This is a genomic window from Paenibacillus sp. BR1-192, from assembly GCF_029542445.1.
GTDB classification, from domain to species: domain Bacteria; phylum Bacillota; class Bacilli; order Paenibacillales; family Paenibacillaceae; genus Paenibacillus_AQ; species Paenibacillus_AQ lautus_A.
The window spans coordinates 2,008,908-2,023,182 of sequence record NZ_CP120718.1 but is presented as its reverse complement, the minus strand read 5'-3'; the positions used below and the strand labels follow the sequence as shown (position 1 = coordinate 2,023,182).

The following is a 14,275-nucleotide window of genomic DNA, read 5'->3' as shown; positions in this document are numbered from 1 at the left end:
CCTTATTCCGTCCCGGTAATGGTTCCAATGGTTCGAACTCTTGCGTCTGCGTGCACATGGATCTTGCATTGCGAAAAAATGTTTTGACCTCGGTCCCAGTCGTCCTTGTAACGGTTCCAAGTTTCGTACTCCTGCTCTTGGCATTTCTTCCAGAAGCCCAAAAAGTCCGATTTATAATCGTTCTGGGCCTTTTGAATGACATCCATTGCGATTTCCTTGATCCGTTCCTCCGCCTTGCGTTTGATCTCCCCGTTTAGTTCGCGAACGATTTCGCTCTCTTCCAGCTCAGCTTCCCCAATATTGCCTCTAACCGAAATTTCAACGTCAAACTCGGGAAGTCCGCGATCGTCCAGATGGACTCGAATGATCCGGTTGAATTCCCTGACTTCATAAACGAGCTGTTTGCCGTGAACGACCAGTTCCAGGGATGCGGTTTTTACCGTTCCCTGCATCATGTTCCGGCCCGTGGTTTCATCGTTGTCCAGGAATCCCATGAACCTGTAGTTCTCGCCGTTAAACACAGCCGCGCCGCTGGTGGATACTCTGTCGTCTTGCGTGATCGATACCCGGGGCAGCGCATAACTCGACTTGGACAACAGGAAATGATGCAGTTCCCCCATATTCGTTGGAGGCGTGATGGATTCGCTTTTGTCCTTATTTTCTTGCGTCGAACGAATGTACTGCACGGGCAAGGTTTCGATCTTTGAATGGATCTCCAGGATCTTGCTTGCCTCTCCCTCAGCGACCATAATATTGGAAGCTCGCCGGTTCTCCGGATCCCGGACAAACAAATCCAGTACATCGCCTATGTGCTCCGTTCCGGCCAGCGCTTCGGAGATAATGATCACTTGATTATGGGCCAGGTAAGGAGAGCGGCTGATCTCATTCGACATCTTCCGTGCGGCTTTGAATACACTGCTCGCGGTCGAGGACAGATTGATAAAAGGGCTCCCCCCTCACTCTTTTGGCCGCTGGAGCCTTTCATCTGCGTAGGCACGACAATTTGAAACGTAAGCTTAATTTCTCCTTCCTCTGCCGCGTCAAGAGCCGTGCCGACTACAAATCCGCGCTCCTCGATTTCGATGCGGTCCCAGCAGCCGGCTGTCGGCCATAAAAGCATAAGCGCCAGGAACATCCGGAGTTTTCTAGCCATCCCCCTTCACCCCCCGAACTTTAGCGATCAAGAGCAGCAGTGCCGGAAGCACCCATGCGAATCCGACCCCCATATAACTGATCCATTCGGCAAATACGTTGAGTTCTCGGAGCGAGCTCGGCAATAAACCGAGAATGAACAGTACCGGTCCATGAACAAGGATCATCATAAATCTTCGATGTTTAGGGAATACGGATTCCAGCGCCAATAAAGCCACGTCAAACGCCATCGCATTCGTGCTGAACAACGTCATCAACCAGATGACAAAAAAGAAAAATTCAAACCGTTCGAATATTCCTCCCGGAACTTCAACCTCTTTGGCCAATTCGGCTAACGGATACAGCGTATTGGAAACCACCATCGGTCCAAAAACGCCAATGACAAACACAAAAACAACAAAGTATATGCAGATCGGTATCAGCAGCCCGCGTAAGAGAGAGCCTGGAAGCTTGCTTTTCCTAGCGACATAGATGTTGTAGAACAGCATGATCTCCAGTCCGAGGTAGGAGAATACCGTATCCTTCGAAGAGGCAACGATTCTTCTCCAATCGGTTTTAAACACAGGCAGCAGAAAGTGCATGTTTAAGCTTCCAAGATTCAAGAGGACGATCAGCAGCAAAATCGTGACAACGATGGGAAAGAAAATCAGGTTCAAGCGCACCAAAGCGATGCTTGGACCGGCAACGGCATAGATTAATACCAGCAAGTAAACCAGCCCGATGATTTCCTCCGGCGTGTTATCGAATAAATACAGCCTCGTTATCGTAGAAACGCCGCGCACTTGATAACTGACAAATAACAAAAAGTAGAGACTCATTAACAGCGTCAACACATGGGCTGCTTTTCGGCTCAAAATCATCGAGGCCATTGCATGATAGTTTTTACCGGGAAACCTCGAAGCCAATACGCCGATGGCCCAAGCAAATACAAATGCGATCATGCCGCCCAGAATGATCGGCATCCAGCCATCCGAGAACTGGGTCTTCTTCGCAATCGTATGAGGGAGCGTGAGGATTCCGAGTCCAATCATCATATTGCTGACAGAGTAGACAATCTCTTTTCTGCCGATTGTTTGACTGCTTCGTTGGTTAAGGTTCAATACGAATCACCGCTTTTTTGCCCGATGGATATCCTGGGGCTTCATAAATAAAGGTCTGAGCGTAAGCCAAGTCACCGGCACGCGGATAAACATATCCTTCCAATCGTGCTGAACAGAGGGGGCAATGGGACTCAGATACGGGATTCCGAAACTATGCAGCCTCATCAAGTGGATACAGATCATGATAAAGGTCAGCACGATCCCATACAGTCCCAAAAAGCTTGCAGCAATCATGATCGCAAAGCGCAGCATTCGAAAAGAAATGCCTGCGCTGTAAGACGGAATGGCAAAGGAGGATATTGCTGTCAGTGCCACGATGATGACCATAATCGGGCTCACGATCCCCGCCTGAACCGCAGCCTCCCCGATCACAAGTCCTCCGACAATACCGATCGTTTGACCTATCGGTTTCGGCAGGCGAATTCCCGCTTCGCGCAGCAATTCCAGTGTAACTTCCATCAGTAAGGCTTCGATCACTGCAGGAAAGGGCACCCCTTCCCGTGAAGCAGCAATCGAGAATACGAGCTTAAACGGGATCATGCCGGGATGGAAAGACAGGATGGCAATATACAGCGCGGGAAGAAACAAGGTAATTCCGATGGCCACAAGACGCAGCAAACGTATCAGCGAACCAATGCTCCATCGTTCGTAATAATCCTCCGGGGAATGTAACAGGGAAATGAAAGTAAACGGAAGCAGAAGCACAAAAGGGGTACCGTCCAGCAAAATCGCTACTTTTCCCTGCAGCAGGGCGGAAGTGACTTTATCCGGTCGCTCGGTATTGAGGATCTGGGGAAACGGCGATAAAAAGCTGTCCTCGATCCATTGCTCCACCGTCCCGGATTCAGGGGCATAGTCGAGATCCAGCGACTTCAGCCGGCGGTTGACTTCTTCGATCAGCTCCGGATTCGTCAATCCTTTTATATAGACGACCGCAAGCGACTGGTTCGATCGCCTGCCGATGATATGGGGGTCGATCGTCAGATTGGGCTCGCGAATATGTCTTCGCAGCAGGGAGATGTTAGTGTAGATGCTTTCCGTAAATCCTACTCTCGGGCCGCGCACCAGCGCTTCGGTTTGAGGTTCCTCAATGCTCCGTCCCGGCCATTTGCGGGTTTTGATCAGCAGGACCTCATCCGTACCCTCCAGCATAAGAATCGTATCGCCCGAAAGAATGACCGGAATGACTTCATCCCAGCGTCTCGTTCGGTTGGTGATCTGCAGGGATATCATCCGATTCTCGATTTCATGGAGAACATGCCGCACATCCTTCATGGATGACGCGTATTGCTCCGGGTTATGCTGAATCGGCTGGATAATCTGCTCCTTAATCAACAACTGATCGGATAATCCTTCCAAGCTGACAATGGCCGAGGTATATGAAACACCCCCAACCTGAAGCACTTTGGTGGTGAGGTCGCTGGGGTCATTGAGCAACAGACTTAATGTTTCCAGGTTTTCCTTTAGGTGCGTTGACAGGAATTCAGGCGTTTGGCCAGGCTGCTTCGTCTTCATGTGACCTCGACTCCTTCAACCATATTCTCCGTTATGATACCCTCTGAAATCCATTTTTATCCGTAACAGAAAAAAGGCTGCTCCTACCGCTTAACGGATGGAACAGCCTATGAAACAACTTTCTATAATCTAAAACGAGACAAGGTCTCTTTCAGCTCATTCGATACATTCTCAAGCTGTGTTGACAGATTGACCAGCTGACTGCTGACGCTTTGCTGCTCTGTGGAGAGAGAAGCCACCTCTTCCGAAGTTGCGGAGGATTCTTCGGCTACCGCGCTCACATTGCTCATCGCTTCCGAAAGCACATTTTGAGATTCATTCAACTCATCAATCGAATGCGTGACGGAATCCAAGCGATCGATAAATTCTACCATCTGCTGTTGAACGGATACGAAGATATCGTTCGTTTCCTTAACGGCATCCATCTGACCTTTGAAGAGCGGGTTCGCATCGAGCAGTACCTGCACGGTTTCGTTAATCTCGGCCATGATGCGGTCCGTAATTTGGCTGACCATATCGATGGATTGCCTGGATTGGTCTGCCAACTGGCGGATTTCATCGGCCACGACCATGAAGCCTTTACCGGCTGCTCCGGCACGGGCCGCTTCGATCGTTGCATTCAAGGAGAGGATGTTCGTTTGCTTAGTGATGTTCTGAAGCACATCAAGCACTTTGGCAACCGAAGATGTCGTTTCCTTCAAGCCATCAACCTTATGCATCATCGAGCGGGTCATATCCTCGGTCTGATGGGTCTTATCCAGCAAGTCGCTCAAATGCTTCGTTCCCAGCTCACTGGAGCTTTCTACGTGACGGGCCGATTTGCCCATCTCTTCGTTAGCCGTAACAACGATTTGCATCTGCTTCGAGATGTTGTTGGTCAGATCGCTGCCGCGCTCTGCTTCAACTGCCAGACTGCTGGCTCCGTTCGCAATTTCCTCGGTAGCCACGGCAATTTCTTTGGCCGAAATCGCAGTCTTCTTCGAGGCATCGCTTAATTCTGCAGCCGTTCGAAGCACTTCCTGGGCGGTATTGCTCGTTTGCTGCACGAGTCCGGTAATCTGCTCCATCATATCGTTGAAGCTGGCCGAGAGCTGACCGATTTCGTCCTGGCTCTTATGGTCTGTACGAACATTCAAATTCCCTTTAGCGCCTTCCTTCATCAGCAGGTTCAGCTTGCCTATCGGACGGGCAATCATTCTTACCATCCAAATACCGATCAGAATGGCAAAAATAACGTCGATCGCAGCCACGATCAGCGTGATGACCAGTATGCTGGAGGCATCCTTCGTGAGCTCGCTGGTTTGGACAGAGCCTACGAGCTTCCAATCGTTCGTGCTGAGCGTATTGTAAACCGCCAGTACATTTCTTCCTTCCTCATCCTTCGTTCTTACGTCATCCGTTTTGGTGTCGGCCGGAAACTCTTTCGCAAACGTCCAAGCGGTTTCCGAACCCACGATGGAGGAATCGCTGGAGGAAACAACGATGCCTTCCGGACTGATCAATTGCAGTTGACCGTTCTCGCCAAGGTTAATTCCCTTCAGCTGGGCATCCAGCACCGAGGCGTTCAGTTCAAACATGACGACATACGTAGACGTCAGGTCGTTCATGGAACCCAAGGAGCGGGCAATCGTGAAATACGGAGCACCGCTGTTCTGCATCGTTGGCAGCCACATAATCTTCTTGTCGCCTTCCTTCAGTTCGGCATACCAGCTTTGCTCAAGGACGGTTTTGGAGGATTCCGAGGATTGTCCTGCGGATATGATCTTCTCTCCCTTGGAAGGGATCAAATAAATGGCTCTGATGGCCGAGTCCGACGTAATCTGATTGGATAGTTTATCGCGGATGGTCCGCTCTACCGTAAACGCATCGTACTCGCTTAACTTCTTATCCGTGTACTCGGACAACAATTTCTGCAATTCAATGTCATAGAAGATTTGTCTGCCGGCATTCTCGTACTTATCCAGAATGATGTCGATTTTCTCGGAGGTTTGGATAATCGTCTGCTGATTGCCGTTTGCAGCATTCTTCTCAATCGTGTCCTTTGCCTTGTTGTAAGACAGATACCCCAGGACGATCACAAAAAATACAATGGCTGACAAAAAGATCAGGAACAACCGGATTCCGACGGATTTTGCCGGGTTCATCGGCATCCGGCTTATGGCCGTTCCCATGTTGGAAACGAACGACTTGGCAGTATGTATCCCTGATGATGCCGAAGGCGTTTTCTTTTTTCTCTTTGTTTCCCCCGGGCTTCTTGTCCTTTTTCGGTTTCTTATCATGCTGCTCAACTTCTGACATTAGCTGTTCACCTACCACAATCATATTATTAATACGTCGGTCCAATCCCCTGAAACGTATTCGTTACTCTTTATTTCGACAATTGGGGGTGTTTTCCTTTGGGTTTTCGCAAAAAAATAATTCTTAAATCCTAATTTTTTTGTAAACAAAAAGAATCCAAGGTCCATCCACAGACCCGGATTCTCAATTGTGTAGTTCTTAAGAACTATGTTTTATTATCCTTTGCGTTTTCGCATCATATCAAAATGACGCACCGGCTGATCCACCTTCATGCGAATGAGCTGAAGGGGATGGCGAGCTGCATCCAGTTCGCTTCCATCCTCATCCTGGATAGGCCCAACCGTCTGCTTAAAGAAGGTCCCTTCCGGCCCGAAAAATTCGATTTGATCCCCCGGCTTAAAGTGGTTCCGCTGCTGGATGACGGCCGTTCCCGAGTGTTCGTCATATTCCATCACCAATCCGGCGAAATCATAAGGCACCGCCTTCTCTTCCGGTTCATAAATATGATCCTCATGGTCCGGCGTATCATAGAAAAATCCAGTATTCAGCGGTCGGTTGGCCGCTTTATTAATCTCCTCGATCCATTCCGGCTTCAATACATAATGGTCAGGGTCGGCCATGTAAGAATCAATCGCCTGTCTATACACATTGACCACGGTCGCAACGTAATGGATCGATTTCATCCGTCCCTCAATCTTGAAGCTGTCGATTCCGACCTCAATCAGATCCGGAATATGCTCCAACATGCAGAGATCCTTCGACCCCATCGTAAACTGATTATCTTCCGGCTGGAACAGCGGGATCTGGGTAACGCCCGGTTTGAACGGGGATGGAGCAGGGGCAGGCTGTTCCATCAGCTGCTGCTCTTCCGACACCCAATGTCCCTGCTCTTCTCGTCCATCCTCGAACAAATCATATTTCCAACGGCAGGATTGGCAGCATCCCCCCGGTTGGAATCACGGTCCGTAAAATGGTTGGACAATACGCAGCGACCGGAGAACGAGGAGCACATTGCCCCATGGATAAAGGCTTCGATCTCAATGTCAACATGCTCTTTAATCGCTGCGATTTCCTCCAGGCTTGCCTCCCGTCCCAGTACGACCCGCGGCAATCCTTCGTCCTTCCAGAATTTCACGGCCTGCCAATTGAGCGTGGACTGCTGCGTGCTCAGATGTACTTCAAGTTTAGGCGCAGCGCGCTTGGCAACCTCGATAATCGCCGGATCGGCAGCGATGATCGCTGCAATGCCTGCTTCTTCCAGGCTTCGCAGGTAGGATTCGATGCCTTCGATGTCCTCGTTATGCGCATAAATGTTGGTGGCCACAAACACCTTCGCGCCGTATTTCTTGGCGAATTCCACGCCTTCTTTCATTTCTTCGAAGCTGAAGTTGTCCGCATTCGAACGAAGGCCGTATTTCTGTCCTCCGATATATACCGCATCGGCGCCATAATGCACCGCAAATTTCAGTTTTTCCAAATTACCGGCCGGGGCGAGCAATTCCGGCTTGTCCAGGCGATAGCGTTTGCCTTTGTATTTTGGCTGTGCCATTGCTTCCATGCTGTCCACTCCTTAATAAACTTGTTCCTTGTAGAAAAATCCAAACGACAATTCGCGTTCCGGATCCTGAATCGCGCGGATTCCGTCCATCCACTCTTCCTGAAATGCATAAGCTGAAGCGTCTGCGGCATAGAGATCGATCGCGTTACGATACGTTCGAATTACAACCTCATTGTAATGGCGCGGCTTCAGCAGGGTCTCCACCTTAAAGCTGTCCACGCCTGCTGCCATCAGCAGATGCAGATCCTCCAGAATGCAGATATCCTCCGAACTCATGATATGGGTGCCATTGATATCCTCATAGATCGGATATTTCTCGTCCTGGCGTTCGGCCTCGATGAGAAACAGGCCTCGCTCTTTGCCCAGGCTGCCGTCATTGACCGGTCTGCCCTGCTGCTGCATGTAACTGTTCACCAGGCGCCGCTTGGAGTGATAGATGTTGGTCATGCCGTGGACCTGGACCTGCGCTTCCAGCTGAAGCTGCGGCTTCATGTCCGTGACTTCGTCCATATTCAATTCACGCGCCAGAATAACCCGGGAGGCGCCTTTGCTTCCCCAGTAATTGGCCGTTGAATAGTTGGTGGCGGTCATTTCCGCATTCCAGTGGAGCTTTACCTGCGGAGCCAAGTCTTTTACGGTGGTTAGCACCGAGGGATCGTTGAATTCCACCGCATCCACTCCGATGTCTCCGATCGCTTTAACATAAGCGGGAAGCTCCGGCAGCAAATCATTGGTCATTAAGTTGTTCAAGCTTACGTACACTTTGCTTTCTTGCCCGTGAGCAAGCTGCACGACTTGCGCAATTTCGTCCAGGGTCAAACTGCCGGGCAATCTCATGCCGAAGCGGTCTTCGCCGACAAGTAGCGCATCGGCTCCGGCTTCCAAGTAAGCAGCAGCATCGGCCACGGAGCCGGCTGCCGCCAATAATTCAGGTTTGATACTCATGATGATTTCCTCCCTTTTAGAGGTTGTTCAACAAGCCTCTTTCAGGCCGTAGGGTTGAGGCGTCGCCTGCCTGCCGCAATCGGACTTGCTGAACACGTCATATTATTGTTGTGCCATCTTTTTGCTGGCCTCGATGTTTTTTAAATGCTCTTTGTACGTTTTGGCAAAGAGATGCTCCTGCGTACCGTCCTTCTTCGTCACATAGAACAAATAATCGGATTTCTCCGGGTTCAGGGCTGCCTGAATGGATTCCAGGCTCGGGCTCGAGATAGGCCCCGGCGGAAGTCCCTTTTGACGATAAGTGTTATACGGGCTCTCGACCTCCAGGTCGGCGTAAAGCAGCCGCTCCTTCGGCTTATCTAACAGATATTGAACGGTCGCATCGATTTCAAGCCTCATATCCTCGTCCAGCCGGTTATAAATCACGCCGGCTACCAGGGCGCGCTCCTGGTCCGCAACCACTTCCCGCTCCACCAGCGAAGCGATGGTCATGAGCTCATGGAACGTCACGCCTCGCGCCTCCAGCTGGCTCTCCCAATCCGGAATTTCAGCCAAACGCTTCTCGGTTTCCTTCAGCATGGTCTCTGCGATCCCTTTTGCCGTTAGATCCTTCTCCGGCAGTTCATAGGTCGCTGGGAATAAGTAGCCCTCCAGATGATGCCTCAGATTTGCTTCTGCGGGAATCTCTTCCGCTATGGGCACATTCCAGCCGGATGGCTGATCCACAACCTCCAGGAACTCCTTCTCGTCGATGCCGCTCTCGCGAGCGATGGTTTCCGCCATCTGAAGGATCGTATATCCTTCGGGGATCGTGAAACGGACCATTTCCTCAGGCTTCACTTCGCCGTTGTTCATCTTGGATAACAGCTCCTGGAAGGGAGTGCCCGGCGTTGCTTCATAGGTGCCCGCCATGAGACGGCTGCCTTCGCCGCTAAGCTTCAGATAACCTTTAAGTATGAGAGCATTTTTGATCAGTCCCTTTTCCTCAAGCAGATCGGCGATAGAGGATGTGCTCATGCCGGACTCCACGGTGAATTCGACGGGAGTTTCCGAGCTCTGAACGGGTTGCAAACCATTCCATACGTAGAATACGGCCCCGCCTGCAATGAGGATCAGAACCAATGCTGCTATTGCCAGTTTCTTCAATCTACTCATCCCTTCACACCAAAAGGGGCGGACAGCTCCGCCCCTTCCTGAACTTTCATTTGAAAATTAAGCATGTGCCCTGCAGGAGGGAGCTTAGTCCTCGTCTCCCTCGGGAAACGTCAGCTCATCGTAGAGCTCGGACACATTCTCCCATTCCTCGTCGTTATCAATGGTGGCCAGCTCCAATCCGCCATCCGCATTCTTCACGATCCGGAGAACCTCGTACTCCTCATCGGTGCGGTCCGGCTGAACCAGAATGGCATATCCTTGACCATCCACTTCAAATTCGGCGGCAATATCATAAACCTCGAGATGGCCTTTATCGTCCTCAAGCTCAACACTCTCACCGAATGCTTCCTTAAGGGCTTGGGTCCATACGATATTCTCAACCGAAAAATCAGACATCATTCGTCTCTCCCGTCCAGCTCTTCCACGAGCGTATTGAAGGTTTCTTCAACAATGGCCCATTCTTCATCGTCTTCGATCATAAACAATTTCAGGTCTTCTCCGTCTTCCTCATAACGGAAGGCGTAAACCTCGTCGGTCTCTTCTTCTGCAGACTCCCTTGGTACGACCATCATATATTTGGCATCCGAGCCATCCACTTCGAATTTCATGATGACTTCGAACTCTTCCTCGTTGCCTTCATCGTCGGGAATATAAATAATTTCCGGTTCTTCTTCCATACCAATATGCTCATTAGCCATTGTAATCACCCTCACCTTTACCTTTTAGAATCCAAGTAGTTTTGCAAAATCAAGCTTGCCGCCATTTTATCTACAACCTGTTTTCGCTTCTTTCGGCTGACATCGGCTTCAAGCAATGTCCTTTCAGCGGATACTGTTGATAGCCGTTCATCCCAAAGGTGAACGGGTAAGGATAGGGACTCTCGCAACGTGTTTGCGAATTCCATGCAGATTTCGCCCCGCGGACCAATCGTGCCGTTCATATTCTTAGGCAGGCCGACCACAATCTCGCCGACCTCGTTGTCTTTGACGAGTGCGGCAATTCTGTCCAGCTCGCCTTCGTCGCGGCGGCGTTCGATAACTTCAACCCCTTGGGCCGTCCATCCGAACGCGTCGCTGATGGCAACACCGATTCTGCGGTCCCCGTAATCTAATCCCATGATCTTCTTCATCCCTGTGTGCTCCTAACGGTGACTGGCTAAGTAGAACCGGACCAGTTCTTCAATCAATTCATCTCGCTCTTTTTTCCGGATCAAACTTCTGGCATTATTGTGCCGAGGTATATAAGCGGGATCCCCGGACAAAAGATACCCTACGATTTGGTTAATCGGATTGTACTCCTTCTCTACCAGCGAATCGTATACCGAAAGTAGAATGTCCTGGGCGGAAGCCTCCTTTTCATCACCTTTTACATTGAACTTGACTGTCTTATCCATGGAGTCCATGTGTGACACACCTCGCTTCTTCAAAGAACATGTTTACCATGCTTCGTCGAATAAATATTTACCAGCTTGATCTAGTTATATCATAACATAATCCTAAGTCTCTACGGAAATCCAAAGCGAAATATTTAGAGAGTGTTCCAAAAAATTCGGGATTGTGTACAGCAAATGCCGCTTCCCGCTTACGGTCGCCTGCCGTACACAATCTGGACAAATCATGTTTACACGCCCCGGGCTACGAGGTCCTCCGCATGCTGCAGCGCCTGGGCAAGCTTGGAAGCATCCTTGCCCCCGGCTTGGGCCATATCCGGACGGCCTCCGCCGCCCCCGCCGCATACCGATGCGACTTCCTTAACCAGCTTGCCGGCATGATAGCCCTGCTTCACCAGCTCCTGCGGAACCGCTACGACGAAATTCACCTTGTCGCCTGCTTTGGAGCCGAGCACAAGAATGGTCTCGGGCAGCTTGCCCTTCAATTCGTCAGCGATGCCGCGGAGTCCGTCCATGCTGCCGGCCTGTACTTCGGCTGCCAGCAGCGACATGTTGCCGACCTGCTTCACTTTGTCGGTCAGCTGGCTGGCTTCAATGGCTCCCAGCTTCCCTTGCAGGGACTCGTTCTCCCGGGCAAGATCCTTCACCTGTTGGTTCAGGCCTTCGATCCGCTTCGGCACGTCCGCAAGATTGCTCTTCAGCAAGCCGGCAGCCTGCTTGAGCAGGTCCATTTGGCCCTCCAGGTGCTCATAAGCGTAACGTCCCGTTACGGCTTCAATGCGGCGAACGCCGGAGCCGATGCCGCTCTCGCCAAGCAGCTTGAAGATTCCGATCTGGGACGTGTTGTCCACATGGCATCCGCCGCACAGCTCGATGCTGTAATCCCCGACCTGAACGACACGGACGATATCGCCGTATTTCTCGCCGAACAAGGCCATGGCGCCCATCGCCTTCGCTTCATCAATGGCCTTGCGCTCGATAACGACCGGAACGCTCTTCCATACCTGTTCATTCACGCGGCGCTCAATATCGGCCAGTTCCTCCTGCGTAATGCTGCCGAAGTGGGAGAAGTCGAAGCGCAGACGCTGCGGTTCGACATGGGAACCCGCCTGATTGACATGATCGCCAAGCACTTCCTTCAATGCTTTATGCAAAAGGTGAGTCGCTGTATGGTTCTTGACGATGTCATTGCGCATGGCCGAGTCGACCTGCGCCTTGACCGTATCGCCCACTTTGAGCTCGCCGAGCTCGACGGTTACGAAATGCACATGCTGTCCATGCGGAGCCTTGAAGAGGCCTTCCACTCGGGCACGCACGGATCCGCCTTCCAACATCCCCTGATCGCTGACCTGGCCGCCGCTTTCCGCATAGAACGGGGTAACGTCCAAAATGACCTGACAGGTCTCGCCTTCACTGACGCTGTCCGCAAAGCTGTCACCGGACACAATGGCGAGCACTTTCGCCTCGCTGACGGTGTCATTATATCCAACAAATTCACTTTTAACCGTATAATCGGAAAGAACGCCGCCTTGGACCTTCATGCTTTCCGTTTCATGACGGGCTGCGCGCGCACGGTCACGCTGTTCCTTCATCGCGGCATCAAAGCCCTCGCGGTCCACGGTCAAACCGTGTTCGGACGCATAATCCTCCGTTAAATCAAACGGGAAGCCGTACGTATCGTACAATTTGAACGCGTCGCTGCCGCTGATGACGGATTTGCCCTGCTTCTTCGCTTCGGCGCTGACGTCAGCCAGGATGTTCAAGCCGTCCGAGAGCGTTTTATGGAACTGTTCTTCTTCCGTCGCAATGACCTTCTCGATAAAGGCGCGCTTCTCAACGACCTCTGGGTAGTATACTCCCATAATATCGCCTACGGTTCCGGTCAAAGTATACATGAACGGTTTGTCCAGTCCGAGCACCTTTCCGTAACGAACCGCGCGGCGGAGCAAACGACGGATGACATAGCCGCGGCCTTCGTTGGAAGGCAGTACGCCATCGCCTACCGCGAATGCAACCGTACGGATGTGGTCTGCAATGACTTTCAAAGCGATATCGTATTCCGTCTTCTCGTTGTATTTTACGCCGGCAAGTTCTGCCGTCTTCTGAATGATCGGCTGGAACAGGTCGGTATCGAAATTGGAAGCCACGTTTTGCAGAATGGAAGCAAAGCGCTCCAGACCTGCGCCCGTATCGATGTTCTTGTTCGGAAGCGGTGTATAGCTGCCGTCCTTGTTGTGGTTGAACTGGGAGAACACGAGGTTCCATACTTCAAGCCAGCGTTCGTTCTCGCCGCCGGGGAACATTTCGGATTCGGGTGCCTCCGTGTCGTATCCTTCGCCGCGGTCATAGAAAATCTCGGTGCAAGGTCCGCATGGTCCTTCGCCGATATCCCAGAAGTTATCCTGCAGCTTGATGATGCGCTCCTTCGGGAGACCGATTTTCTCGTTCCACAGTTTATAAGCCTCCTCGTCCTCCGGATACACGGTTACGGACAGCTTCTCCGGATCGAAGCCGATCCACTTTTTGTCCGTCAGGAATTCCCAGGCCCAGGTGATCACTTCTTCTTTAAAATAGTCGCCGATGGAGAAGTTGCCCAGCATTTCGAAGAATGTATGGTGCCGGCGGGTCTTGCCGACATTCTCGATATCGTTGGTACGAATGCATTTCTGCGAGTTGGCAATTCTCGGATTTTCCGGCTTCACGCGCCCGTCGAAGTAAGGCTTGAGCGGAGCCATGCCTGCATTAATCCAGAGCAGGGACGGGTCATTATGCGGTACAAGCGATGCACTCGGCTCAATATTGTGGCCTTTCTCTGCAAAAAACTCTAGCCATTTGGAACGGATCTCACTAGCTTTCATCTCTACACTTCCTTCAGTCATAATATAGGGATACAATCATCTGTATCCGAACACAAAAAACGCCCCTGAATATAATTCAGGGACGAATGTTCTCGCGGTACCACCCTGGTTATCGTCCATTCATCCTCCAGCATGTCTTCCTTGGATAACGAATACGACGATCGCCTCGTAACAGCTTGATAACGGGAGCCGCCCGGTGAATTTGAATCACACTCGAAAATTAGCATTCGGCTAGGGACGCTTCCAGGTTCTCGCAGCCAGCCGGAAATTCTCCGGGCAGGAACCTGTTCTCTGGGCAAGGTGC

Annotated in this window: 12 protein-coding genes and 1 pseudogene; all 13 read right to left on the bottom strand. The window is 51.2% G+C overall.

Annotated features, from left to right (window positions below):
• Window positions 1-2 precede the first annotated feature (2 nt).
• The 13 genes and pseudogenes from P0X86_RS08675 to alaS all read right to left on the bottom strand — a co-directional run bounded on the left by P0X86_RS08675 (window position 3) and on the right by alaS (window position 13,971).
• Window positions 3-893, bottom strand: a complete 891-nt coding sequence (locus P0X86_RS08675; protein WP_277748317.1) for a Ger(x)C family spore germination protein — start codon at window positions 891-893, stop codon at window positions 3-5.
• Entirely contained in the window at window positions 845-1,120 is a 276-nt protein-coding gene (locus P0X86_RS33285; RefSeq protein WP_481858294.1) for a Ger(x)C family spore germination protein, read from the bottom strand. Before P0X86_RS33285 ends, P0X86_RS08675 begins: the two co-directional genes overlap by 49 nt.
• 25 nt (window positions 1,121-1,145) lie before the next feature.
• Window positions 1,146-2,252: a GerAB/ArcD/ProY family transporter gene (locus P0X86_RS08670; RefSeq protein WP_277748316.1), complete on the bottom strand. Its 1,107-nt coding sequence runs from the start codon at window positions 2,250-2,252 to the stop codon at window positions 1,146-1,148.
• 6 nt (window positions 2,253-2,258) lie between these two features.
• Window positions 2,259-3,767, bottom strand: coding sequence for a spore germination protein (locus P0X86_RS08665; RefSeq protein WP_192569298.1), 1,509 nt, complete (start codon window positions 3,765-3,767; stop codon window positions 2,259-2,261).
• A 122-nt stretch (window positions 3,768-3,889) separates the two neighbouring features.
• Window positions 3,890-5,911: a methyl-accepting chemotaxis protein gene (locus P0X86_RS08660; RefSeq protein WP_277748315.1), complete on the bottom strand. Its 2,022-nt coding sequence runs from the start codon at window positions 5,909-5,911 to the stop codon at window positions 3,890-3,892.
• Window positions 5,912-6,280: 369 nt separating this feature from the next.
• Window positions 6,281-7,623, bottom strand: a pseudogene (locus P0X86_RS08655) (peptidase U32 family protein).
• A 12-nt stretch (window positions 7,624-7,635) separates the two neighbouring features.
• Window positions 7,636-8,568, bottom strand: a complete 933-nt coding sequence (locus tag P0X86_RS08650) for a peptidase U32 family protein (RefSeq protein ID WP_277748314.1) — start codon at window positions 8,566-8,568, stop codon at window positions 7,636-7,638.
• Between the two features lie 102 nt (window positions 8,569-8,670).
• Window positions 8,671-9,714, bottom strand: a complete 1,044-nt coding sequence (gene mltG, locus P0X86_RS08645; protein ID WP_277749017.1) for an endolytic transglycosylase MltG — start codon at window positions 9,712-9,714, stop codon at window positions 8,671-8,673.
• A gap of 93 nt (window positions 9,715-9,807) precedes the next feature.
• Window positions 9,808-10,119 (bottom strand): DUF1292 domain-containing protein, encoded by a 312-nt coding sequence (locus tag P0X86_RS08640; RefSeq protein WP_277749016.1) that lies wholly within the window; start codon window positions 10,117-10,119, stop codon window positions 9,808-9,810.
• Complete coding sequence (locus P0X86_RS08635) at window positions 10,119-10,421, bottom strand: DUF1292 domain-containing protein (RefSeq protein WP_015734061.1); 303 nt, start codon at window positions 10,419-10,421, stop codon at window positions 10,119-10,121. Before P0X86_RS08635 ends, P0X86_RS08640 begins: the two co-directional genes overlap by 1 nt.
• A 17-nt stretch (window positions 10,422-10,438) precedes the next feature.
• Window positions 10,439-10,852: a Holliday junction resolvase RuvX gene (gene ruvX, locus P0X86_RS08630; RefSeq protein ID WP_015734060.1), complete on the bottom strand. Its 414-nt coding sequence runs from the start codon at window positions 10,850-10,852 to the stop codon at window positions 10,439-10,441.
• Between the two features lie 12 nt (window positions 10,853-10,864).
• Window positions 10,865-11,125, bottom strand: a complete 261-nt coding sequence (locus P0X86_RS08625) for an IreB family regulatory phosphoprotein (protein ID WP_006208869.1) — start codon at window positions 11,123-11,125, stop codon at window positions 10,865-10,867.
• 218 nt (window positions 11,126-11,343) lie between these two features.
• Complete coding sequence (gene alaS / locus P0X86_RS08620; protein ID WP_277748313.1) at window positions 11,344-13,971, bottom strand: alanine--tRNA ligase; 2,628 nt, start codon at window positions 13,969-13,971, stop codon at window positions 11,344-11,346.
• Between the last annotated feature and the right edge of the window lie 304 nt (window positions 13,972-14,275).

What these genes read in the sequence shown, in the direction of transcription:
- P0X86_RS08675 (WP_277748317.1), bottom strand. Translation starts at nt 893, where the DNA reads ATGTCGAATGAGATCAGCCGCTCTCCTTACCTGGCCCATAATCAAGTG.
- P0X86_RS33285 (WP_481858294.1), bottom strand. Translation starts at nt 1,120, where the DNA reads ATGCTTTTATGGCCGACAGCCGGCTGCTGGGACCGCATCGAAATCGAG.
- P0X86_RS08665 (WP_192569298.1), bottom strand. Translation starts at nt 3,767, where the DNA reads ATGAAGACGAAGCAGCCTGGCCAAACGCCTGAATTCCTGTCAACGCAC.
- P0X86_RS08660 (WP_277748315.1), bottom strand. Translation starts at nt 5,911, where the DNA reads ATGAACCCGGCAAAATCCGTCGGAATCCGGTTGTTCCTGATCTTTTTG.
- P0X86_RS08650 (WP_277748314.1), bottom strand. Translation starts at nt 8,568, where the DNA reads ATGAGTATCAAACCTGAATTATTGGCGGCAGCCGGCTCCGTGGCCGAT.
- P0X86_RS08640 (WP_277749016.1), bottom strand. Translation starts at nt 10,119, where the DNA reads ATGTCTGATTTTTCGGTTGAGAATATCGTATGGACCCAAGCCCTTAAG.
- P0X86_RS08635 (WP_015734061.1), bottom strand. Translation starts at nt 10,421, where the DNA reads ATGGCTAATGAGCATATTGGTATGGAAGAAGAACCGGAAATTATTTAT.
- ruvX (WP_015734060.1), bottom strand. Translation starts at nt 10,852, where the DNA reads ATGAAGAAGATCATGGGATTAGATTACGGGGACCGCAGAATCGGTGTT.
- P0X86_RS08625 (WP_006208869.1), bottom strand. Translation starts at nt 11,125, where the DNA reads ATGGACTCCATGGATAAGACAGTCAAGTTCAATGTAAAAGGTGATGAA.
- alaS (WP_277748313.1), bottom strand. Translation starts at nt 13,971, where the DNA reads ATGAAAGCTAGTGAGATCCGTTCCAAATGGCTAGAGTTTTTTGCAGAG.